This is a genomic window from Acidovorax sp. ACV02 (assembly GCF_014851475.1).
Taxonomy (GTDB): Bacteria; Pseudomonadota; Gammaproteobacteria; order Burkholderiales; family Burkholderiaceae_C; genus Acidovorax; species Acidovorax delafieldii.
Map to the genome: position 1 here is coordinate 568,300 of NZ_JACUZU010000002.1, position 21,184 is coordinate 589,483.

The window sequence follows — 21,184 nt, forward strand, 5'->3', positions numbered from 1 at the left end:
GCTTAAAACTTGCGCAATTCTAGCCGCGAGAACCTGCGTGGGGCGCAAAACCCTGTGGTCTCAGATCAGGTCGGCCTGCATGCCCGCCGTGCGGAGCTGTCCCAGCACCTCATCCACATGGGGCTTGCCCCGGGTTTGCAGCACCAGTTCAATCTCCACGTTCTGCGCGGCCAGCATGGTGAAGGCGCGCTGGTGGTGCACTTCCTCGATATTGGCGCCCGCGTCGGCCACGGTGGCGGTGATGCGCGCCAGCACGCCGGGCACATCGCGTGCGCTGACCTTGATGCGTGCCAAGCGCCCCGAGCGCACCATGCCGCGCTCGATGATGGCCGCCAGCAGCAGCGGGTCGATGTTGCCGCCACACAGCACCAGGCCCACGCGCTTGCCCTGGAAGCGTTCGGGGTAGCGCACCAGCGCCGCCAGGCCGGCGGCGCCTGCGCCTTCGACCAGGGTCTTTTCGATCTCCAGCAGCATCAGCACCGCCTGCTCGATGTCGCCCTCGTCCACCAGCACCAGGTCGTCTACCAGGCGCTTGACGATCTCCTGCGTGATCTTGCCCGGCGTGCCCACGGCAATGCCCTCGGCGATGGTTGATGTGCCCTGCGGGTGGTGCGTGCCCTTGACCGCGTTGACCATGGCCGGGAAGCGCATGGTCTGCACGCCAATGACCTCGATGCCGGGCTTGATCGCCTTGGCCGCCGTCGCCACACCCGAGATCAGCCCGCCGCCGCCCACGGCAATCACCAGGGTGTCCAGGTCGGGCACGGCCTGCAGCATCTCCAGGCCCAGCGTGCCCTGGCCCGCAGCCACTCCCTCGTCGTCGTAGGGGTGGACAAACGTCAGGCCTTGCGCATCGGCCAGCGCGTAGGCGTGTGCGCGGGCTTCTTCCAGCGTGTCGCCATGCAACACCACCTCGGCACCAAACCCGCGCGTGCGCTCCACCTTCACGCCGGGCGTGAAGCGCGGCATCACGATGACTGCGCGCAGGCCCAGGCGCTGCGCGTGGTAGGCCACGCCCTGGGCATGGTTGCCGGCGCTCATGGCCACCACACCCCGCGCACGCTCCTCGTCCGGCAGCAGCGTGAGCCGGTTGCAGGCGCCGCGCTCCTTGAAGGACGCGGTGAACTGCAGGTTCTCGAACTTGAGGAAGACCTGCGCGCCCACGATCTGCGAGAGCGTCTTGGATTCCACACAGGGGGTGTCCAGCACCTGGCCTTGCAGGCGGGTGGCGGCGTCGCGGATGTCTTGGAGGGTCAGCATGGGCCGATTGTGGCGCAACGCGGGCCGGTGGAGCACCGTGGCGGGTGCCGGGCAAGAAATTGGATGAAAAGTGCCGCAAGCGCTAGAAATTCATGCGCTGGTTGCTATCAATTTTGATTCTCTATTTGAGGCCCAGCCTGCGCGCCAGTTTGTGCAGGTTGCTCGCGTCCACCTCCAGCGCACGCGCGGCCTGGGCCCAGTTGCCCTGGTGGCGCGCCAGGGCCTGCGTGATGGCGTGCCGTTGGCAGGCATCCACGGCATCGCGCAGCGGGCTGTCGGCGGTGTTTGGGGTGGTGGCGGTCGCGGGCAGCTCTGCCGCCGGGGTGGAGGCGCTGGTGTTCAGCGGGGCATGGGCCGCGCTGGCCGCGTCGGCGTCCAGGTCGAGCAGCGCGGGCTCCAGCGTCACGATGTCGGCCCGGTTCACGCCCCGGCTCAGGGCCTTGAGGGCGGCGCGGCTGATCACATGCTCCAGCTCGCGGATGTTGCCGGGCCAGGGGTAGCGGCGCAGTGCCGCCTGTGCCGAGGTGGACAGCCGCAGGCTGCGCAGGCCCAGGCGCGCGCGGTTGAGTTCCAGAAAACGGCCCGCGATCAGCAGCACGTCGTTGCCCCGTTCGCGCAGCGGCGGGATGGGCACCGGGTACACCGACAGCCGGTGGTACAGGTCGGCGCGAAACGCGCCGTCGCGCACCTGGTCGCGCAGGTTGCGGTTGGTGGCGGCGATCACGCGCACGTCCACCCGGCGCGGTCGGTCGGCGCCCAGGCGCTGGATCTCGCCGTTCTGCAGCGTGCGCAGCAGCTTCGCCTGCACGGCGAGCGGCAACTCGCCCACCTCGTCGAGGAACAGCGTGCCGCCCTCGGCCGCCTCGAAGCGTCCGGGCCGGTCGGCCACCGCGCCGGAGAACGCGCCGCGCACGTGGCCGAAGAGCTCGCTCTCGGCCAGCGATTCGGGCAGCGCCGCGCAGTTCACGTGCACCAGGGGCTTGGTGCGGCGCGTGGACTGGCGGTGCAGCAGGCGCGCGAACAGCTCCTTGCCCACGCCGGTTTCACCCAGCAGCAACACGGGCAGGTCCGAGCCCGCCACCACCTCCAGCTCGTGCAGCAGGCGCAGCAGGGGCTCGCTCTGGCCGACGATCTCCATGTCGCCATCGCCCGCGCGGGTGGTGCGCTCGTCGTCGGCGCTGCGGGTGTGGGGGGCGCTGCGCAGCGCCTGCACCTCGCGCTCCAGCCGCGAGATGCGCACGGCCGCCTCCATCAGCACCTTGCAGTCGGACAGCGCGGCGCGTGCGGCCTCGCCGAAGGTGCCGGTCTGCAGTGCGTCGAGCGTCAGCACGCCCCAGGGCTGGCCGTCCACCCACAGGCTCACGCCCATGCAGTCGTGCACGGGCAGGGGCTCGCCCACCAGGGTGTCGAGCAGTCCGTCGTAGGGGTCGGGCAGGGTGCTGTCGTGGTCAAAGCAGGTCACCTCGCGCCGCGCCAGGATGGCCGCGAGCCGGGGGTGCTGGCTGACCACAAAGCGCCGGCCCAGCGCCTCGCGCACCAGGCCTTCCACGGCCACGGGGCGCAGGTGGTCTTCTTCCAGCTGCAGCAGGGCCACGGCGCCGCAGTGAAAGCGGGTGCGCAGGTGGTCCACCAGCCGCTGCAGGCGCACAGCCTGGGGCAGGTCGGTGGCCAGGTCGGCCAGCAGGGGGCTATGGTCCATGGTGATATTTACCTTCAATGGGTGAATTAAACCCCATTTGAGAAGGGTCAAAAAAACCATGACCGGTGTAAGTGGTTGATTTGCTGGGCCTGCAGCCCTGGCCCGGCGCTTGCGATGTGGGCAGTGACACCGATTCACTCGTTCAGAAAAGCCATGACCACAAGACCCCGACCCCATGCCGCCAGCGCACGCTGGCGCCGCCCCTTCGTTGTTGTTCTGTTGAAGCAGGAGGCCCGCCATGGGTAACTACCGCAAGCTCTGGTTCACGCTGATCGGCGTGCTCATCGTCACCTTCAGCCTGCTGGGCTACTACGGCGCCGAGGTCTACCGCACCGCGCCGCCCATCCCCGACAAGATCGCCACCGCCGGAGGCGAAGTTCTCTACACCCACGACAGCATCCTCGACGGACAGACCGCCTGGCAGTCGGTGGGCGGCATGCAGCTGGGTTCCATCTGGGGCCACGGCGCCTACCAAGCCCCCGACTGGACGGCCGACTGGCTGCACCGCGAACTGCTCAACTGGCTTGACGTCGCCGCCGAGCGTGCGCACGGCAAGCCCTTTGCCGAGCTCGACGCCGCCGCCCAGGCCGTGCTGCGCGACCGCATGAAGACCGAGTACCGCACCAACACCTACAGCCCCGAGACGGGCGTGGCCACGGTGTCCTCGGTGCGGGCCGACGCGATCGCGATGACCGCGCTGTACTACGACCAGCTTTTCAGCGACGTGCCTGCGCTGCACAAGACCCGCGAGCACTTCGCCATGAAGGAGAACACCCTGCCCAGCGCCGAGCGGCGCGCGCAGATGACGGGTTTCTTCTTCTGGACGGCCTGGGCCGCCGCCACCGAGCGTCCCGGCACCACGGCCACGTACACCAACAACTGGCCGCACGAGCCACTCATAGGCAACAAGCCCACGGCCGAGAACATGGTCTGGTCGGTGATGAGCGTGGTCGTGATGATGGCGGGCGTGGGCTTCCTCGTGTGGGGCTGGTCCTTCCTGCGCAAGCACGACGAGGTGGAACCCACGCCACCCCAGCACGACCCGCTCTCGCGTGTGCCGCTCACACCGTCGCAGCGCGGGCTGGGCAAGTATTTGTTCCTCATCGTTGCGCTGTTCAGCTTCCAGGTGCTGCTGGGCGGCTTCACGGCCCACTACACGGTGGAAGGCCAGCAGTTCTACGGCATCAACGTGTCGCAGTGGTTCCCCTATTCGCTGGTGCGCACCTGGCACATCCAGAGCGCGCTGTTCTGGATCGCCACGGGCTTCCTGGCGGCGGGGCTGTTCCTCGCGCCGCTGATCAACGGTGGCAAGGACCCGGCCTGGCAGAAGCTGGGCGTGGACATCCTGTTCTGGGCGCTGGTCGTGGTGGTCGTGGGCTCGTTTGTCGGCAACTACCTGGCCATCGCGCAGATCATGCCGCCCGAGTGGAACTTCTGGCTGGGCCACCAGGGCTATGAATACGTGGACCTGGGCCGCCTGTGGCAGATCGGCAAGTTCACCGGTATCGCCTTCTGGCTGGTGCTCATGCTGCGCGGCATCGTGCCGGCGCTGCGCACCCCCGGCGGCGACAAGAACCTGCTGGCGCTGCTGACGGCGTCGGTGGTAGCCATCGGCCTGTTCTACGGCGCGGGTTTCTTCTACGGCGAACGCACCCACCTGTCAGTGATGGAGTACTGGCGCTGGTGGGTGGTGCACCTGTGGGTGGAGGGCTTCTTCGAAGTCTTCGCCACCACGGCGCTCGCCTTCATCTTCTCGACGCTGGGGCTCGTGTCGGTGCGCATGGCCACCACTGCCAGCCTGGCCTCTGCCTCGCTGTTCATGCTGGGTGGTGTGCCCGGCACCTTCCACCACCTGTACTTTGCAGGCACTACCACCCCGGTGATGGCCGTGGGCGCAGCCTTCAGCGCGCTCGAAGTGGTGCCGCTGGTCGTGCTCGGCCACGAGGCCTGGGAACACTGGCGCCTGCAGCACCGCACGCCCTGGATGGCCCGCCTGCGCTGGCCGCTGATGTGTTTCGTGGCCGTGGCCTTCTGGAACATGCTGGGCGCGGGTGTCTTCGGCTTCATGATCAACCCGCCCATCTCGCTGTACTACGTGCAGGGCCTGAACACCACGCCGGTGCATGCCCACGCCGCGCTGTTCGGGGTGTATGGCTTCCTGGCGCTGGGCTTCACGCTGCTGGTGCTGCGCTACATCCGGCCGCAGTTGGTGTTCAGTGAGCGGCTCATGACGACGGGCTTCTGGTGGCTCAATGCCGGCCTGGTGCTGATGATCGCCACCAGCCTGCTGCCCATCGGCTTGTTCCAGTTCCACGCCAGCGTGAGCGAAGGCCTGTGGTACGCCCGGGGTGAGGCCTTCATGCAGCAGCCTTTCATCCAGACGCTGCGCTGGGTGCGCACCTTCGGCGACGTGGTCTTCATTGTCGGCGCGCTGGCCATGGCCTGGCAGGTGGTGAGCGGCGTGTTTGGCTCGCGGGCCCCTGTTGCCAACGCTGGCGCCTACCTCGCGGAGACCCGCCGCTGATACGCCACCGACCTGCGCCGCGCGCCATCCCCCTCGGCGGCAGCGCAGGCCCTTCATTCATCCCACAAGGAGTGAGCATGAACCTCGAAAAATTCAAGCACCAGCACACCGACATCCTGCGCAGCATCGCCACCTTGCGCGCCCTGGCCCAGGCGGGCGTGGAAGGCAATGCCCGCGCCATCGCGCAGGGCATCGTGGCCATGAGCGGCACCATCAAGCTGCACCTGGCCGTGGAAGACCAGGTGCTCTACCCCGCACTGCAGCGCGGTGGCAACCCCGAACTGGCGCGCCTGGGCCGCCAGTACCAGAGCGAGATGGCCTCGATTGCCAGCGCCTATGACGCCTTCGCGCGCCGCTGGAACACGGCCGAGAACGTGCGCCGCGATGCGCAGGACTTCCGCAATGAGGCCAACGTGGTGCTGCGCCGGGTGTTCGAGCGCATGCAGCGCGAAGACCATGACTTCTATCCCCGCATCGAGGAGGAAGAAACCGCCGCCTGCCATTGAGCGCCAACGAGCGCGCAGCCCGGCCGCAGCGGTGTGGCCCCCACGGCCCACAACCCCCCAAGAGAAACAACCCACCCTTTTCTTACGCACCCCTGGTGCGCCAGCGTGCCTCCGCACGCACCCCCATCCATCGGTAGGGCCTGACGGCACCTTCCTTTTGCCGGCCTTTGTGCCGGCATTTTTTTACCCCTGCTTACCGCCTCGATTGTGTTGGGTCAAACTACCTATAGTGTTTGATGGGTATCGTGGACACCATAGGTAGTGTTTTAACCCGTTCCATAGATTGGTCGAACCCATGGCGCCCACCCTTGTCACCCTGCCCCGCGATGTTGTGTTGCGCAGCGGCCAGCGCGTTCCTTTTGATGCCGAACGCATCCGCGCTGCGCTGGCCAGTGCGGGCCAGGCCTCGGGCGAATATGGCGCCGAAGAAGCGGCGTTGCTCACCGCGCAGGTCACCAAGGTGCTGATCCACCGCTTCCATGGCGAGGCGCCCACGGTCGAACAGATCCAGGACGTGGCCGAGCAGACCCTCATCGCCGCCAACCACCTGGCCACGGCACGGGCCTACATCGTCTACCGCGAGCAACACGCCACACTGCGCGCCGACAAACAGACGCTTGTCGATGTGAAAAGCTCCATCAACGAATACCTCACGCGCGCCGACTGGCGCGTGAACGCCAACGCCAACCAGGGCTACTCGCTGGGCGGGCTGATCCTGAACGTGGCAGGGAAGGTCACGGCCAACTACTGGCTGTCGCACGTCTACACGCCCGAGATCGGCGAGGCGCACAGGAGCGGCGACCTGCACATCCACGACCTCGACATGCTCAGCGGCTACTGCGCGGGCTGGTCGCTGCGCACGCTGCTGCACGAGGGGCTCAACGGCGTGCCGGGCAAGGTGGAGGCGGGGCCGTCCAAACACATGAGTTCCGCCGTGGGGCAGATCGTGAACTTTCTGGGCACGCTGCAGAACGAGTGGGCGGGCGCGCAGGCGTTCTCGTCGTTCGACACCTACATGGCGCCGTTTGTGCGCATCGATGCCATGGACTACGCCGCCGTGCGCCAGTGCATCCAGGAGCTGGTCTACAACCTCAACGTGCCCTCGCGCTGGGGCACGCAGACGCCGTTCACCAACCTCACCTTTGACTGGACCTGCCCCGAAGACCTGCGCGAGCAGGTGCCCGTGATCGCTGGCAAAGAGACGCCGTTTTGCTATGGCGACCTGCAGACTGAGATGGATCTCATCAACCGCGCCTACATCGACGTGATGACCACGGGCGATGCCAAGGGCCGGGTGTTCACCTTCCCCATCCCCACGTACAACATCACCAAGGACTTCCCCTGGGAGAGCGAGAACGCGCAGCTGCTGTTCGACATGACGGCCAAGTACGGTCTGCCGTACTTCCAGAACTTCATCAACTCCGAGCTGGAGCCCAACATGGTGCGCTCCATGTGCTGCCGCCTGCAGCTCGATTTGCGCGAGCTCTTAAAACGCGGCAACGGCCTGTTCGGCAGCGCCGAGCAGACGGGCAGCCTGGGCGTGGTCACCATCAACTGCGCGCGGCTGGGCTACCAGCATGCCGGCGATGAAGCGGGCTTGCTCGCCGCGCTAGACCGCCTGCTGGAACTGGGCAAACAAAGCCTGGAGACCAAGCGCAAGCTGATCCAGCGCCTGATGGACCAGGGCCTCTTCCCCTACACCAAGCGGTATCTGGGCACGCTGCGCAACCACTTTTCCACGCTGGGCGTGAACGGCATCAACGAGATGATCCGCAACTTCACAGCGGACCAGCACGACATCACCAGCGACTGGGGCCACGCCTTCGCGGTGCGCCTGCTCGACCATGTGCGCGAGCGCATGACGCAGTTTCAGGAAGAAACCGGCCACCTCTACAACCTGGAGGCCACACCCGCCGAAGGCACCACCTACCGCTTCGCCAAGGAAGACAAAAAGCGCTGGCCCGGCATCCTGCAGGCGGGCACGGCCGAGCAGCCGTACTACACCAACTCGTCGCAGCTGCCCGTGGGCTTCACGGACGACCCGTTCGAGGCCCTGACGCGCCAGGAGGCGCTGCAAGCCAAATACACCGGCGGCACCGTGCTGCATCTGTACATGGGCGAGCGCTTGTCCAGCGGGGCGGCCTGCCGCGACCTGGTGCGGCGCGCGCTCACACGGTTTCGCCTGCCCTACATCACCGTCACGCCGACGTTCTCCATCTGCCCCAGCCACGGCTATCTGGCGGGCGAGCACCCGTTTTGCCCGCGCTGCGATGAAGAACGCCTGGCCGCCAAGCGTGCGGCACGGGCGGCCTGAACGCAGGGTTGCCGCGCATTGACGTCAAACAGCCCGTTGGTGCCGATTTTATAAGCACAGACAGCTATTGATTTCATAGTGAATCAATGGGGCAGGCAGAACCGCGTTCAACCTTTGCCCCGTTGCCTTCGGCGGCGCAGCACCCGCTGCGGCACGCCCGTTTATTGACCCCAAGGAGCACACACCCATGAGCCACTTTTCCGCCACCGAACACACCGCCGTTGCTGACATCCAGCTCACCGACACCGAGCGCCAGCCCTGCGAGGTCTGGACCCGCGTGATGGGCTACCACCGTCCGGTGGCGAGCTTCAACGTCGGCAAGCAGGGCGAGCACCACGAGCGCCGTTTTTTCTCTGAGCAGTCGCGTGGTTGCAGCAACATCCGCTGAGGCGCTGCGCGTGGGCGGCCTCACGCCGCTCACCACCATCGACTTCCCGGGCCGGCTCGCGGCGGTGGTGTATTGCCAGGGCTGTCCCTGGCGCTGCAGCTACTGCCACAACCCCGAACTGCTGGACGCCACGGCACCCGCCGCGATGCCGTGGCCGCAGGTGCGGGTGTTTCTCGAAAGCCGCCGGGGCCTGCTCGACGGTGTGGTGTTTTCCGGCGGCGAGCCCACCTTGCAGGCCGCGCTGCCCGCAGCCCTGGCGGAAGTTCGCGCCATGGGTTTTGCTACCGGTCTGCACACCGGGGGCATGTACCCCGAACGACTGGCCGGTTTGCTGCCGTTGCTGGATTGGGTGGGGCTGGACATCAAGGGGCCCCAACATCGGTACGACGCCATCACGGGTGTGCCGGGCAGCGGGGGCCGTGCATGGGAGTCGCTGGGTCTTCTGGTGGCCAGTGGCGTGGCGCACGAGTGCCGCACCACCTGGCATGCCGGGCTGTTCCCGACCGAGGAACTGCAGGTGCTGGGCAACACGCTGGCCAACGCGGGGGCCGTGCGGTGGAAGGTGCAGCCCTGCAACGTTGCGGGTGATCCTACGGCGGCGCGCCCGCAGAAAAGCGAACAGGGCAGCCACGTCGTGTCGTAGGCCGCCCTGGTCGCGTGGGTTCAGCGCTGGTTTCAGCTGCGGCCGGGCACCCAGCCGAGCAGGCCCGGTTCCTTGCGCCATGCATCGGCAAAAACCACCAGGGAGGCCACGGCCCAGAACACCAGGTATTCCACCCCGGACTTGTTCCAGTACCAGCCCACACCGTTGACGATCATGATCGCGCCCGCAGCCACCACCATCAGGCCGGCGGACAGGAGCGCCGCGTACTTGGTGAACACGCCCACAAGCAGCGCCACCCCCACCGCGAGTTCCATGCAACCGGACAACACCACAAACACCTCTGGCGGCTGGAAGCCGGCCTTGCCGAAGAACACCACGGTGCCTGCAAAGCCGACGATCTTGGACAGCACATGGGGCAGGTAGAAAAAGCCCACAAGCATGCGCAGGACGCGCATCAGGGGATCGTTCGCCTCACGGGAGGCGAACGAGGAAGCAGTGAGTGGGAGCGATGACATGATGACCTACCTCGACAACGGTGCACCTTCCACGTGCGAGGCGGCGAAACCTTTTGGGCCTTTGCCTGGCAACCCCGTTCGTACAGAAGGTGAGGTCAGTGTATTGGTCGAGAATTTGTTAATAAATCAGGCAATACAGAACACACTGGTGCGCCATTGGTGCTGATATTGCGCCTAATGATTGATGCATATCAAGCACGGCGGGCGCGTGTTGCGCTGGTGTTTTGGGGCCTCCACGGCAAGGCATAAAAACTCCTCTCCCCCGGCTACCCCACCCAGCCGGGCTAGGTGCTTGTGCACACCCTCAACACCTCCGCCCCATACGCCTCCAGCTTCTTCGCTCCCATGCCGCTGATGCCTTGCAAGTCATCCAGCGACCCTGGGTTGCGCTCGGCAATCGCCGCCAGGGTGGCGTCGTGAAAGATCACATACGCGGGCAGGTTGTGCTCGCGTGCCACTTCGGCGCGCCAGGCCTTGAGGTTGATGAAGCGCACCTGCGCATCGGGGCCCAGGTTGGCGGCGGCGGCCGGGGGCGCGCTGCCCTTGCGCGTGCGCTTGGCGGGGGCGGACGACACCGATTCGCGCAGCTGCACCGGCACCTCGCCCTTGAGCACGGCGCGCGAGCCTTCGGTGAGGCACAGGGTGTCAAAGCTGTGGCCGCTGTCCAGCATCACCTTCTGCAGGCCCAAAGCGCCCGTGGCGATCAGCTGGCGCAGCACGCCGCGCAGCTGGGGCTCGGTCAGGTCCGCGCCAATGCCGAAGGTGGAGATTTTCTCGTGCCCGAACTGCGCGACCTTCTCGGTCTTCTTGCCGCGCAGGATGTCCATGATGTGCCCCGTGCCAAAGCTGATGCCGCTGGCCTGCTGCACCCGGTAGATGGTGGACAGCAGCTTGCGCGCCGCGTCGGTCGCGTCCCACACGGCGGGTGGATGCAGGCAGTTGTCGCAGTTGCCGCAGGGCGTGGACTTTTCGCCGAAGTAGGCCAGCAGCCGCACGCGGCGGCAGTCGGTGGCCTCGGCCAGCGCCAGCAGCGCATCGAGCTTGCCGCGCAGCGCCTGCTTGAATTCTTCGCCCGCCGGGCTTTCGTCGATCATGCGGCGCTGGTTGACCACGTCGTTCAGGCCATAGGCCATCCAGGCGTCGGCGTTCAGGCCGTCGCGGCCCGCGCGGCCGGTCTCCTGGTAGTAGCCCTCGATGTTCTTGGGCATGTCCACATGCGCCACAAAACGCACATCGGGCTTGTCGATGCCCATGCCGAACGCGATGGTGGCCACCATCACGATGCCCTCTTCGCGCAGAAAGCGGTCCTGGTTCTTCTGGCGCACCTTGGTGTCCAGCCCCGCGTGGTAGGGCAGGGCGGTGATGCCCGCGTCGCTCAGGGTGGAAGCCAGCTCCTCCACGCGCTTGCGCGACTGGCAATACACCACGCCTGCCTCGCCCGCGTGCTCGCGCTCGATGAAGCGCAGCAGCTGGGTGGTGGCGTCCTTCTTTTCGACGATGGTGTAGCGGATGTTGGGCCGGTCAAAGCTGCTGATGAACAGGCGTGCGTCTTCGAGCTGCAGGCGCTCGATGATGTCCGCCCGGGTGAGCGCATCCGCCGTGGCCGTGAGCGCAATGCGTGGCACGCCCGCATAGCGCTCGTGCAGCACCGTGAGCGCGCGGTATTCGGGGCGGAAGTCGTGGCCCCACTGGCTCACGCAGTGCGCCTCGTCGATGGCAAACAGCGAGAGGTGGCCGCCTTCGTACAGGCTATCGAGCAGGCCCAGAAAACGCGGCGTATTCAGCCGCTCGGGCGCGGCGTACAGCAGGGTGATGTCGCCAGTCTGCAGGCGCAGCTCCACATCCTGTGCCTCATCAAAACTCAGCGTGGAGTTCAAAAAGGCCGCATCCACCCCCGCCTCGTGCAGTGCCCCCACCTGGTCGTGCATCAGCGCGATCAGCGGAGAGACCACGATGCTCACCCCGCGCCCCTGCTGCTGGCGCACGATGGCGGGCACCTGGTAGCACAGGCTCTTGCCGCCGCCGGTGGGCATGAGCACCAGCGCATCGCCACCGGCGATCACGTGCTCAACAATGGCCTGCTGCGGGCCGCGAAACTGCTCGTAGCCAAAAACGTCCTGCAAAACGGCATGGGCAGGGGACAGCGCGGGAGACGGGCGAGAGGACAAGCGGATACTCTGAAATGGATAGCTGCAAGCGCATATAAATCAAGCGCTTGGTGCCGATAAGGCCAGTATTTTCTGGCGCGCCAGGGCTTGGCCCTGAGCGCGGCAGGCGCATATTGTGCGCTGCAAGGGCGCAGGGGCCGCACTTTCTACAATAGGGGCCTATGCAAGCCCTCCACTACACGCGCGCTGCGCAACTGCCCGACATCCTCGCCCAACGCATCGTCATCCTCGACGGCGCCATGGGCACCATGATCCAGCGCTTCAAGCTGGGCGAGGCGCAGTACCGGGGCGAGGGCTACACCGGGCCAGATGGCGCGGGGGACCGGTTCAAGGACTTTGCCTACGACGTGAAGGGCAACAACGAGCTGCTCAGCATCACCCGGCCCGACGTGATTCGCGATATCCACGAGCGGTATCTGGCCGCTGGCGCCGACCTCATCGAGACCAACACCTTCGGCGCAACCACCGTGGCGCAGGAGGACTACCACATGGCCGAGCTGGCGCGCGAGATGAACCTGCGCTCGGCCCAGCTGGCGCGCGCCGCTTGCGACAAATACAGCACGCCCGACAAGCCCCGCTTCGTGGCCGGCGCCCTGGGCCCCACGCCCAAGACGGCCAGCATCAGCCCCGATGTGAACGACCCCGGTGCGCGCAACATCGACTTTGAAACCCTGCGCGCTGCCTACTACGAGCAGACCGAGGCGCTGGTCGAAGGCGGCGCCGACGTGCTGCTGGTCGAGACCATCTTCGACACCCTGAACGCCAAGGCGGCGCTGTTCGCGATTGACGAGTTCTTTGAAAAGAGCGGCGAGCGCCTGCCGCTCATCATCAGCGGTACCGTGACCGACGCCTCGGGCCGCATCCTCTCCGGCCAGACCGTCACCGCCTTCTGGCACAGCGTGCGCCACTCGCGCCCGCTGGCCATTGGTCTGAACTGTGCCCTGGGCGCCACGCTGATGCGCCCCTACATCCAGGAGCTGAACCGGGTGGCCGAGGACACCTTCATCAGCTGCTACCCCAACGCCGGCCTGCCCAACCCCATGAGCGACACCGGCTTTGACGAAACGCCTGAGATCACCAGCCGCCTGGTGCACGAGTTTGCGGCCGAGGGGCTGGTCAACATCCTGGGCGGCTGCTGCGGCACCACGCCAGACCACATTGGCGCCATTGCCAAGGCGGTGGCCGATGTGCCCACTCGCAAGATGTTCTACCCCGCAGAAGCCTGAATTTGAGTCGAATTGGCTGCTAGCGTCTGTTCCATATGCGCTGGTAGCTATAAAAATAGTAGTCAATGCCGTACCAGCGCAGTGCGGCAGCCCATTGCAAGGCGCCGCTGGGTGCGGCAACCTTGCAATCCCCCCTTCATTGCGCCTTCCCGTTTCGCCGTCTGGTCCGTCCATTCCATGCTTGATACCGCCACCCCGCCCGCCTCTTCCTTTGTGGAGGGCGACGACGACGCTGCCGCAGCGGCTGCCAAGGCTGCCGCCCACGCCGCGCTCAAGCTCGAAAAGCGCCTGGTGCGCCAGGTGGCCCAGGCCATCACCGACTTTGGTCTGATCGAAGACGGCGACAAGGTCATGGTCTGCGTCTCGGGCGGCAAGGACAGCTACGCCATGCTCGACGTGCTGCGCATGCTGCAGCAGCGCAACGGCCACAAGTTCGAGCTGATCGCCGTCAACCTCGACCAGAAGCAGCCCGGCTTTCCGGCCCACGTGCTGCCGGAGTATCTGACGCAGGTCGGCGTGCCCTTTCACATCGAAACGCAGGACACCTACAGCGTCGTCAAGGAGCACATCCCCGAAGGCAAGACCATGTGCAGCCTGTGCAGCCGACTGCGCCGGGGCATCCTGTACCGCGTGGCCGACGAGCTGGGGTGCACCAAGATCGCGTTGGGCCACCACCGCGACGACATGCTGCAGACGTTCTTCCTCAACATGTTCTTCGGCGGCAAGCTCAAGGGCATGCCGCCCAAGGTGCAGAGCGACCGGGGCGACCACCTCATCATTCGCCCCCTGGCCTATGTGGCCGAAGACGACCTCACGCGCTGGGCCGAACACCGCCAGTTCCCCATCATCCCCTGCACCCTGTGCGGCAGCCAGGAGAACCTGCAGCGCAAGCAGATCGGCCAGATGCTGCGCGACTGGCAGCAGCTCTACCCCGGCCGCATCGAGAACATGGCCGTGGCGCTGCGCAACCTCGTGCCCTCGCACTTCATGGACCCGCGACAGTTCGACTTCAAGGGCCTGGTGCCCAACGGCGTGCAGGATGCCGATGGTGACAAGGCGTTTGATGCCGAAGCGTTTCCAGCGCAGGCCGTGGGCATGCTCGCGGGCCTGCCACTGATGCCGCGCTGACCTGATACCGACGATTTTTAGATTGGGCCACCCCATGACCACGCTCAAAGCCCCCGAACTGCTCCTGCCCGCCGGCTCGCTCGACAAGATGCGCGCCGCCTATGACTTTGGCGCCGACGCCGTGTACGCAGGCCAGCCGCGCTATTCCTTGCGCGCGCGTAACAACGAGTTCAAGCTCGAGCAGATCCGCCAAGGCATCACCGAGGCCCATGCGCGCGGCAAGAAGTTCTTCGTGACCAGCAACCTGATCGCGCACAACGACAAGATCCGCACCTACCTGCGCGACATCGAGCCCGTGATCGACTGCCAACCCGACGCCCTCATCATGGCCGACGCGGGCCTGATCATGATGGTCAAGGAAAAGTGGCCCGAGCAGGTGGTGCACCTCTCGGTGCAGGCCAACACCACCAACTGGGCGGCGGTGAAGTTCTGGCAGAAGATGGGCGTGGAGCGCGTCATCCTCTCGCGCGAACTGAGCCTGGACGAGATCGAGAAAATCCGCCAGGAATGCCCCGACATGGAGCTGGAAGTGTTCGTGCACGGCGCGCTGTGCATCGCGTACTCGGGCCGCTGCCTGCTCAGCGGCTACTTCAACCACCGCGACCCCAACCAGGGCACCTGCACCAACGCCTGCCGCTGGAACTACGCCACGCACGACGCCGACATCGACCCCACCACGGGCGAAGCCATTGCGCAAAAAATGGAAGGTGACTTCAACTTCGAGGCCGCGCAGCAGAAGGCGGAACAATCGTTTGCCTCCACCACCGGCAACGGCGAGCGCCACCCCAAGGCCGACAAGGTCTACCTGATCGAAGAAGCGGGCCGCCCTGGGCAAATGATGCCCATCATGGAAGACGAGCACGGCACGTACATCATGAACAGCAAGGACCTGCGTGCGGTGGAGCATGTGGCGCGCCTGGCGCAGATTGGCGTCGATTCGCTCAAGATCGAAGGCCGCACCAAGAGCCTGTACTACGTGGCCCGCACCGCCCAGGTCTACCGCCGCGCGATTGACGATGCCGTGGCGGGCCGCCCCTTCAACCCCGAGCTGCTGATCGAGCTGGAAGGCCTGTCCAACCGAGGCTACACCGGCGGCCTGCTGGAGCGCCGCCCCAGCAACGACTACCAGAACTACCTCAACGGCCACTCGGCCACGCAGCGCAGCCAGTATGTGGGCGAGGTGCTGGGTGCCGAAGGACTGGCCGATGTGGGCTTGCAGGGAGATTGGGTTCAGGTCGAAACCAAGAACCACTTTGCCGTGGGTGACCTGATTGAAGTGGTGCACCCCAGCGGCAACACTACGGTGCGCCTGCAAGAGATGCGCAATGTGGAAGGCCAGCCCGTGCAGGTCGCCCAGGGCAGCCCGGTGCGCGTGTGGTTCCCGCTGCCCGCGCGCTACAGCGGCGCGCTGCTGGCGCGGGTGATTGAATCGCAACCGCCTGCTGCAGCGGCAGAGCCTGCATTGGCGGTGTAACTCTCTCGCAGGGGCTGGAGCATGAAGACCTTGGTGCACGCCACACGGCCTCGCCACTGGACCATGGCTGCTTTGCTGGGCGCAGTTCTCATAGGCCCGGTCAATGCCCAGACGCCGGCTGTGGCGCCCGCCAAGCAGCGTTATGTGCAGGGCTCCTGGGTCAACCTGCGCGATGCTGCCCAGTCGCAGGCGCGCATCGTGGCCCAGGTACCCGCCAACACCGTGCTGCAGCAGATCACCGAGCGCGACGGCTGGTGCGCCGTGCTCTACACGGGCGATGCGCGCCTGGGCCCGCCGTTGCCTGAGCCCCTGCAAGCCCATGTGGCCTGCAACCTGCTGGCCGACCAGCCCCTCACCCTGGCCCAGGCGGGCAAGGACGCCGCCCGCGCCTTCTGGGTGGCGCCGTCCGCCAACCGCATGCGAGCCTATGGCAACGCCCTGCCGCGCCCCGCTGCATTGCAGTTGCCCGCGTTGGCTCAAAGCCACACGCCCCGGATGCCCGTGCAGTACCCCCTGCGCCCCGAATGGGAGGCTGCCAAAAAGCTCATGCGCGGCGGCGTGTTGCTGCGGCCCGAGCAGGAGATCGATCGGGGCCGCCCCGTCAACCCGCTGGACAACTTGAAGCTGGCCACCCGCGCCGCGGACCATAGCCCGGCCGTGGCGCCCCTGGCATCCGCCCCCACGCTGCCTGCCATTGCTCCGTCGTACTTCCGCAGCCACACCAGCGTGGCCCTGCTGCACGAGACCGAGGCCGACGGCATCGCGGCCGTGGCGGGCAGCCGTATTGCCGTGGAGCCCACCGCTGTGCCCTATGGCAACTTCAACCGCCACAGCGGGCCCGAGATCGAGTTCGTGACCGGCTTCTGGGACGTGGGCGGTGCCGATCTGGCCTTTGCACCGGCGCTCACGCTGTACGCGATCACGCACCAGGGCCTGGTGGGCGCCCGCACCATGGGGCGGCGGTATTGGGACATCAGCAATGCAGACCACTATTGCGGCGGCCACTACCCGGGCAAGGGCTTTGACGACCCGCGCAACGACGAGACCACTGCCGTGCGCGGCTATGCCAAAGTGTCAGAGTCGGCCGACGTGCTGGTGCGCCTGGTGGTGCCCGGCAGGCTGCCGCCCGATGCGGTGAAGGTGCGCTCCAGGCGCTATGCCACCAGCTGGATGATGCCCGCCGATCCGCCCTACCGGCCCCAGCCCGAGCGCAAGAAAACGGCGGTGACGGTGCACGAGATTGACCTCGACCGCGACGGCGTGGCGGACATTCTGCGCATCGACACCCCCTCGCCGGGCGGCATGAGCTTTGAGCCCATCTTTGAATGGCGCTGGTACCTCAATATCAACGGCCAGTGGTTTCCGGCGGGGTATTGGGTGGATCAGGAGTGCACGTGAGGGGAGGCTGCTGGACAGCTTTCGGCCAGGAGCTGACATTGAATTGAAGAGTCTCGAAGAAAATCGCCTCAAAAATTCCACCCCGTGCACTTTGATGGTGACAGGCTGGAATGACTCGTCCGCATGGCTTCCGGGCCTCGAAGGCCGATATACAGAGAAGATGTTCATGCGCCTTCTCATGATGAGCACCCCAATGTCACGAATGGAGGCGAAGACGGTAGTTAAAAAAATCGCCGCCCGCCAGCCACTACAGGTACTACTTTCCGACGATCGTTATGCAGATGCAATGTGTTTTTCGTTGCAGCGCATTGGTGCAGAAGTTCAGCTTCACAGGGACCTTTGACCTTCGGGCTAATGTCTGCTTTGGGCCCACAGCCGTCTGCCAGCGGGTCTTTATGGCGTCTCCCTCTTATCGCTGCCCTGGCTGACGCAACAACGCCCCCAACACCAGCGCCTCGGCCAGCACTTCCAGCCCTTCTTCCAGCGTGGCCAGCAGCGATGGCAGATCGGGCAGGCGGGGCCAGCGCGCTTGCACTTCGGGCCATTGGTCCACACCAATCGCCAGCCAGCCCACCGCCAGGCCCGCCCACAGCAGGGCGCGCGTGCCGGGGTGCCACAAGGCGCGGTGCAGCCAGGCCATGGTGAGCAGGCCCACCACCGCCACGGCGAGCATGGGGGCTTCGCGCACGGGGGCCCAGCGGCAGGCGTCCGTCCATTCATGGCAGCGAAACTTCCACAGCTCGTGCAGCATGAACTGTTCGTCCAGCGCCAGCACAAAAAACGCAAGCGCCAGCCAGGCACCCAGCCGCTGGGGCAGGGCGCGGTCCCCCACCATCCGCAGGGCCGTGATGCTGAGCGCCAGCAGCAGCGCGCTCGACAGCCACGACACCGGCGAGCCGTCCGAGCGGAAGGCGCGCTCCCACTGCGGCGCATACATCCATCCACTGAACAGCAGGAAGCCCAGCACGGCCATCAGCAGTGCGAGCGCTACACCGGTATGGGGCGTGGGGTGGCGATCAACAAGGCGCGAGCGGGCGGTGGTGTGCGGGTGCATGGCGGAGAGGTGGCTGCGCGCTGAGAGGCAACGCGGCGGGCGGTGGAACCGGATTGTGGGCAAAAAGTGCCGGTAGCGCTCGACTTTATTTCACCTTTTGCTATGTAGTTGATAGCTGATGCGCGCGGCAGGCCTGCCCGCACCATGGCCTGTTCACGCTGGACGAATCGCTACAGAATCGGACATCCATTCCCCAGGCAACCCGGCATGACCCTCCCGATCGATCCGTCCCGCACGGCACTGCCGCCCGTGGCCCAGTTCCTGGCCGAGGCGGCGCTGCAGCGGCAGACGGCGTTGCTGGGGCTGGACAAGCCCAAAGCCGCCACACCCCCGGTACCCGCCGCACCCTCGCCGTTGCCCATTGCAGACCCCAGCGCCCCGCCGCCCTCGGTCACCTCACCCAGCCCGCCCGGCGGACCGTTGCCTGCACCGGCGGACCAGGCCAGCATCTCGCCCCAGGCGCGCGAGCAGTTGGCGGCGGGCTTCGACCCGCGCCGGGCGGGCGGGGCCGATGGCCGATTGCAGGGCGCAAGGGGTGAGGGGGCTGCGCGGGCCTCGCCAACGGGGGCATCGGCGCTGCCCCGTGGCGCAACCATGGCGGCGCAGGCCAATGCGGCAACCTCCGCTGCCTCCGCCACAAGTGGCACGGCCTGGCCCGCGTCGGGCCTCAGCGCACCGTTGCTGCGGATGGTGAGTGCCCTGGTCGCACAGGTCACCGCCCAGGCCGGGGTGCCGCAGCGCGTGGTGGCCGCGCAGCCCTGGCCCATCGGCATGGCGCAGGCGCTGGAGAGCGGCGCGCTGGATGCCGACCAGCCGCCGCTGCAAACCTGGCTGGTGCGCCAGGGCGTGGTGGCGACCCCCGAGGGGCCGCGCGGGCTGGCGCTCACCTTGCGTGCCCCGGTGCCGTGGCTGGCGGCCCAGGCGTCACCTGCCGCTGCGGGCGCGGCGGCGGCGCAAGGCAGCGCAAGCCTGGGCGCAGGCGCCACCGCAGCGAGCGGCGCGCTGCAAGTGCCTTTTGCGGGCGGCGGCCAGGCGTTGCAATCGGGGGTGATGGCCCTGGTGTTGCAGGGCATGGATGCTGCCGCGCCGCGCACCAGCGCGCTGCTGGTGCTGGACCTGCAGCCGCAACTGGCTGCCACCGTGTATGGCCGCGACATGCTGCAGCAGGCCACTGGGCGCCTGGACCCCTGGACCCAGATGGCCGTGCTGCAAGCCAGCGGCCAGGTGCCGCGAGAAGAGGAGAAGGCGCGTAATGGCGCGTCAGGCCTGTGCGAGACCGTGGGCTGCCCGTATGCAGCGCGCGCTGAGTGTGCGCAGCCCTTCTGTCTGGCGCTGCGCGGCGTGTTGCCGCCCGAACCCGTCGGGCCAGCGCCGTCTGCCTGAGGGCGCTCCCGGATGTTCTCTAACGACTGTGTGCGAAGTCGTGCCCACCACCGGGCAGGGTGCGTGAGGGCTCCCACGCAGGGCGGGTGGTGTGTTCGCTCTGGCGTACAGGGGTTGCGGCCACTGCTGCCGCACTGGCCGTCTCCGCCGGGGCGGCAGCGCCCACGCTGCGCACCAGGTCTGCATGGCGGGCGCGGGTGATGGGGTAGGCCATCAGCAGCGGGATGGCCAGCACCAGGCACAGCGCCGGCAGCAGGCCCGTCATGGCCGCGATGCCTTGCAGCGCCTGGGCAGACTGGGCCACGTTGGGCACATACCCGGTCAGCTCCAGCATGCCGGCCACCAGCACCGTGGCCAGGGTGCGAGCCAGCTTGTCGACCAGGCCATACAGGCCGTAGTACATGCCGGTCTGCCGCTCGCCCGCCTGCATGTGGCCGTGGTCGATGGTGTCGGGCACCATGGCAAACGGCACGATCCAGTGCGCACCCATGCCGATACCCACCACCACCAGGATGCCCGTCACCAGGGCCTGCTGGCCCGGGCCCACCCAGTACAGCGCCACCAGCCCTGCGCAGCAGAACACCAGGCCAAGGATGTAGGCCCGGTTTTTCTCCCACCGGTCCACCACGCGCTTCCACACGAACAGCGAGATGCCCACCACCGCGAGCAGGATGCCCATGAAGCGTGGCAGATCGCCCTTGTCGCCCTGCAGCTGGTAGATGACGAAATAAGCGAGCGAGGCCTGCACCAGCGTGAGGCCCAGCCGCACCAGCCCGGCAGCACTCACCAGCATCACAAAAGGGCGGTTGCGCAGCGTGGCCAGCAGGGTGCTGCGTACCGACGCCCAGCCGGGTGTGGCTGCTGGAGGGTTTGGGGCCGCAGGCGATAAGTCGCCGGTGGTGGCGGGCTCGCGCACGCGCCAGGCCACCACGGCCACAGCGACCCCGGCGGCCAGCCCGAAACAGGCGCCTGCCAGTGCGTAGCCCGTGCGCGCATCGGGCGCGGCCCGCACCAGCAGGGGCATGAACACGCTGCCCGCAAAAAACCCCAGCAGGGCACCCATGGATGCAAAAGCCGTGAGGCTGGTGCGCTCGTCGTAGTCCTGCGTCATGTTGGCGGCCATGGCCTGGTAGGGCAGCTGCACCAGCGTCATCACGGTGTCGAACAAGGTGTAGGTGACGGCGATCCACACAAACGCTGCCCAGGGGCTCAGGCCTGGCGGCACCATCCACACGGCGGCAGCCACCACCGCCAGGGGCAGGGCGCCGTAGATCAGGTACACGCGGTGGCGGCCGTGGCGCGAGCGCGTGCGGTCGGTCAGCCAGCCAAACAGCGGGTCGTTGATGGTGTCCCACACCTTGCCCACCAGCAGCGCCGCACCGGCCACGGCCGGAGGCACCAGGGCCACATCGGTGTAGAAGATCATGAGCAGGAAGCTCATGGCCGCAATCAGCATCTGCAGGCCGACGTTGCCCACGGCGTAGCCGAGCTTGGTGCCCAGGCTCAGCCGGATGTGTGGGGTGTGCTGCATGTTCATGGGGGC

Annotated in this window: 17 protein-coding genes; 11 read left to right on the plus strand and 6 right to left on the minus strand. The window is 66.8% G+C overall.

Annotated features, from left to right (window positions below):
* Positions 1-60: 60 nt before the first annotated feature.
* Positions 61-1,260, minus strand: a complete 1,200-nt coding sequence (locus IB236_RS06520; protein ID WP_192419519.1) for a threonine ammonia-lyase — start codon at positions 1,258-1,260, stop codon at positions 61-63.
* A 121-nt stretch (positions 1,261-1,381) separates the two neighbouring features.
* Positions 1,382-2,959, minus strand: a complete 1,578-nt coding sequence (norR, locus tag IB236_RS06525; RefSeq protein ID WP_192419521.1) for a nitric oxide reductase transcriptional regulator NorR — start codon at positions 2,957-2,959, stop codon at positions 1,382-1,384.
* Between the two features lie 238 nt (positions 2,960-3,197).
* Here norR and IB236_RS06530 point away from each other — a divergent pair, with 238 nt between their 5' ends.
* The 5 genes from IB236_RS06530 (at position 3,198) to IB236_RS06550 (ending at position 9,334) form a co-directional block, all read left to right on the plus strand.
* On the plus strand, positions 3,198-5,483 hold the full coding sequence (locus IB236_RS06530) for a nitric-oxide reductase large subunit (RefSeq protein WP_192419523.1): 2,286 nt from the start codon (positions 3,198-3,200) through the stop codon (positions 5,481-5,483).
* A gap of 77 nt (positions 5,484-5,560) precedes the next feature.
* Complete coding sequence (locus tag IB236_RS06535; RefSeq protein WP_192419525.1) at positions 5,561-5,989, plus strand: hemerythrin domain-containing protein; 429 nt, start codon at positions 5,561-5,563, stop codon at positions 5,987-5,989.
* 295 nt (positions 5,990-6,284) lie between these two features.
* On the plus strand, positions 6,285-8,303 hold the full coding sequence (locus IB236_RS06540; RefSeq protein WP_192419527.1) for a ribonucleoside triphosphate reductase: 2,019 nt from the start codon (positions 6,285-6,287) through the stop codon (positions 8,301-8,303).
* Between the two features lie 187 nt (positions 8,304-8,490).
* Positions 8,491-8,691, plus strand: coding sequence for an anaerobic ribonucleoside-triphosphate reductase (nrdD, locus tag IB236_RS06545; protein ID WP_146870292.1), 201 nt, complete (start codon positions 8,491-8,493; stop codon positions 8,689-8,691).
* Positions 8,669-9,334 carry an anaerobic ribonucleoside-triphosphate reductase activating protein gene (locus IB236_RS06550; RefSeq protein ID WP_192419535.1) on the plus strand — a complete coding sequence of 222 codons (666 nt, stop codon included), beginning with the start codon at positions 8,669-8,671 and terminating at the stop codon, positions 9,332-9,334. The genes nrdD and IB236_RS06550 overlap by 23 nt, the downstream gene beginning before the upstream one ends.
* Positions 9,335-9,366: 32 nt before the next feature.
* On the opposite strand, the gene IB236_RS06555 is transcribed toward IB236_RS06550, so the two are convergent.
* On the minus strand, positions 9,367-9,750 hold the full coding sequence (locus IB236_RS06555; RefSeq protein WP_225580990.1) for a DoxX family protein: 384 nt from the start codon (positions 9,748-9,750) through the stop codon (positions 9,367-9,369).
* 344 nt (positions 9,751-10,094) lie between these two features.
* A complete protein-coding gene (gene recQ, locus IB236_RS06560; RefSeq protein ID WP_192419793.1) occupies positions 10,095-11,954 on the minus strand; it encodes a DNA helicase RecQ in 1,860 nt (619 codons plus the stop codon).
* Positions 11,955-12,139: 185 nt separating this feature from the next.
* Between recQ and IB236_RS06565 the strand changes: the two genes are divergently transcribed.
* The 5 genes from IB236_RS06565 to IB236_RS06585 all read left to right on the plus strand — a co-directional run bounded on the left by IB236_RS06565 (position 12,140) and on the right by IB236_RS06585 (position 17,547).
* Positions 12,140-13,204, plus strand: a complete 1,065-nt coding sequence (locus IB236_RS06565) for a homocysteine S-methyltransferase family protein (RefSeq protein ID WP_056057104.1) — start codon at positions 12,140-12,142, stop codon at positions 13,202-13,204.
* Positions 13,205-13,381: 177 nt separating this feature from the next.
* Positions 13,382-14,332, plus strand: a complete 951-nt coding sequence (ttcA, locus tag IB236_RS06570; protein WP_192419539.1) for a tRNA 2-thiocytidine(32) synthetase TtcA — start codon at positions 13,382-13,384, stop codon at positions 14,330-14,332.
* Between the two features lie 34 nt (positions 14,333-14,366).
* The gene (gene yegQ, locus IB236_RS06575) at positions 14,367-15,806 is read left to right on the plus strand and encodes a tRNA 5-hydroxyuridine modification protein YegQ (RefSeq protein WP_192419541.1); all 1,440 of its coding nucleotides are present in this window, start codon (positions 14,367-14,369) and stop codon (positions 15,804-15,806) included.
* 21 nt (positions 15,807-15,827) lie between these two features.
* Positions 15,828-17,204: an SH3 domain-containing protein gene (locus tag IB236_RS06580; protein WP_225580991.1), complete on the plus strand. Its 1,377-nt coding sequence runs from the start codon at positions 15,828-15,830 to the stop codon at positions 17,202-17,204.
* Between the two features lie 43 nt (positions 17,205-17,247).
* Positions 17,248-17,547, plus strand: coding sequence for a hypothetical protein (locus tag IB236_RS06585; RefSeq protein WP_192419543.1), 300 nt, complete (start codon positions 17,248-17,250; stop codon positions 17,545-17,547).
* A gap of 66 nt (positions 17,548-17,613) precedes the next feature.
* On the opposite strand, the gene IB236_RS06590 is transcribed toward IB236_RS06585, so the two are convergent.
* The gene (locus IB236_RS06590) at positions 17,614-18,258 is read right to left on the minus strand and encodes a hypothetical protein (RefSeq protein WP_192419545.1); all 645 of its coding nucleotides are present in this window, start codon (positions 18,256-18,258) and stop codon (positions 17,614-17,616) included.
* A gap of 207 nt (positions 18,259-18,465) precedes the next feature.
* On the opposite strand from IB236_RS06590, the gene IB236_RS06595 reads away from it, so the two are divergent.
* On the plus strand, positions 18,466-19,641 hold the full coding sequence (locus IB236_RS06595) for a hypothetical protein (protein WP_192419546.1): 1,176 nt from the start codon (positions 18,466-18,468) through the stop codon (positions 19,639-19,641).
* A 19-nt stretch (positions 19,642-19,660) separates the two neighbouring features.
* Here the strand turns inward: IB236_RS06595 and IB236_RS06600 are convergent, their stop codons facing one another.
* On the minus strand, positions 19,661-21,178 hold the full coding sequence (locus IB236_RS06600; RefSeq protein ID WP_192419548.1) for an MFS transporter: 1,518 nt from the start codon (positions 21,176-21,178) through the stop codon (positions 19,661-19,663).
* Positions 21,179-21,184 lie beyond the last annotated feature (6 nt).

Excerpts from the sequence above, each read along its gene's own strand:
- IB236_RS06520 (WP_192419519.1), bottom strand. The coding sequence starts at position 1,260 with ATGCTGACCCTCCAAGACATCCGCGACGCCGCCACCCGCCTGCAAGGC.
- norR (WP_192419521.1), bottom strand. The coding sequence starts at position 2,959 with ATGGACCATAGCCCCCTGCTGGCCGACCTGGCCACCGACCTGCCCCAG.
- IB236_RS06530 (WP_192419523.1), top strand. The coding sequence starts at position 3,198 with ATGGGTAACTACCGCAAGCTCTGGTTCACGCTGATCGGCGTGCTCATC.
- IB236_RS06535 (WP_192419525.1), top strand. The coding sequence starts at position 5,561 with ATGAACCTCGAAAAATTCAAGCACCAGCACACCGACATCCTGCGCAGC.
- IB236_RS06540 (WP_192419527.1), top strand. The coding sequence starts at position 6,285 with ATGGCGCCCACCCTTGTCACCCTGCCCCGCGATGTTGTGTTGCGCAGC.
- nrdD (WP_146870292.1), top strand. The coding sequence starts at position 8,491 with ATGAGCCACTTTTCCGCCACCGAACACACCGCCGTTGCTGACATCCAG.
- IB236_RS06555 (WP_225580990.1), bottom strand. The coding sequence starts at position 9,750 with ATGCGCGTCCTGCGCATGCTTGTGGGCTTTTTCTACCTGCCCCATGTG.
- IB236_RS06565 (WP_056057104.1), top strand. The coding sequence starts at position 12,140 with ATGCAAGCCCTCCACTACACGCGCGCTGCGCAACTGCCCGACATCCTC.
- ttcA (WP_192419539.1), top strand. The coding sequence starts at position 13,382 with ATGCTTGATACCGCCACCCCGCCCGCCTCTTCCTTTGTGGAGGGCGAC.
- yegQ (WP_192419541.1), top strand. The coding sequence starts at position 14,367 with ATGACCACGCTCAAAGCCCCCGAACTGCTCCTGCCCGCCGGCTCGCTC.
- IB236_RS06580 (WP_225580991.1), top strand. The coding sequence starts at position 15,828 with ATGAAGACCTTGGTGCACGCCACACGGCCTCGCCACTGGACCATGGCT.
- IB236_RS06590 (WP_192419545.1), bottom strand. The coding sequence starts at position 18,258 with ATGCACCCGCACACCACCGCCCGCTCGCGCCTTGTTGATCGCCACCCC.
- IB236_RS06595 (WP_192419546.1), top strand. The coding sequence starts at position 18,466 with ATGACCCTCCCGATCGATCCGTCCCGCACGGCACTGCCGCCCGTGGCC.
- IB236_RS06600 (WP_192419548.1), bottom strand. The coding sequence starts at position 21,178 with ATGAACATGCAGCACACCCCACACATCCGGCTGAGCCTGGGCACCAAG.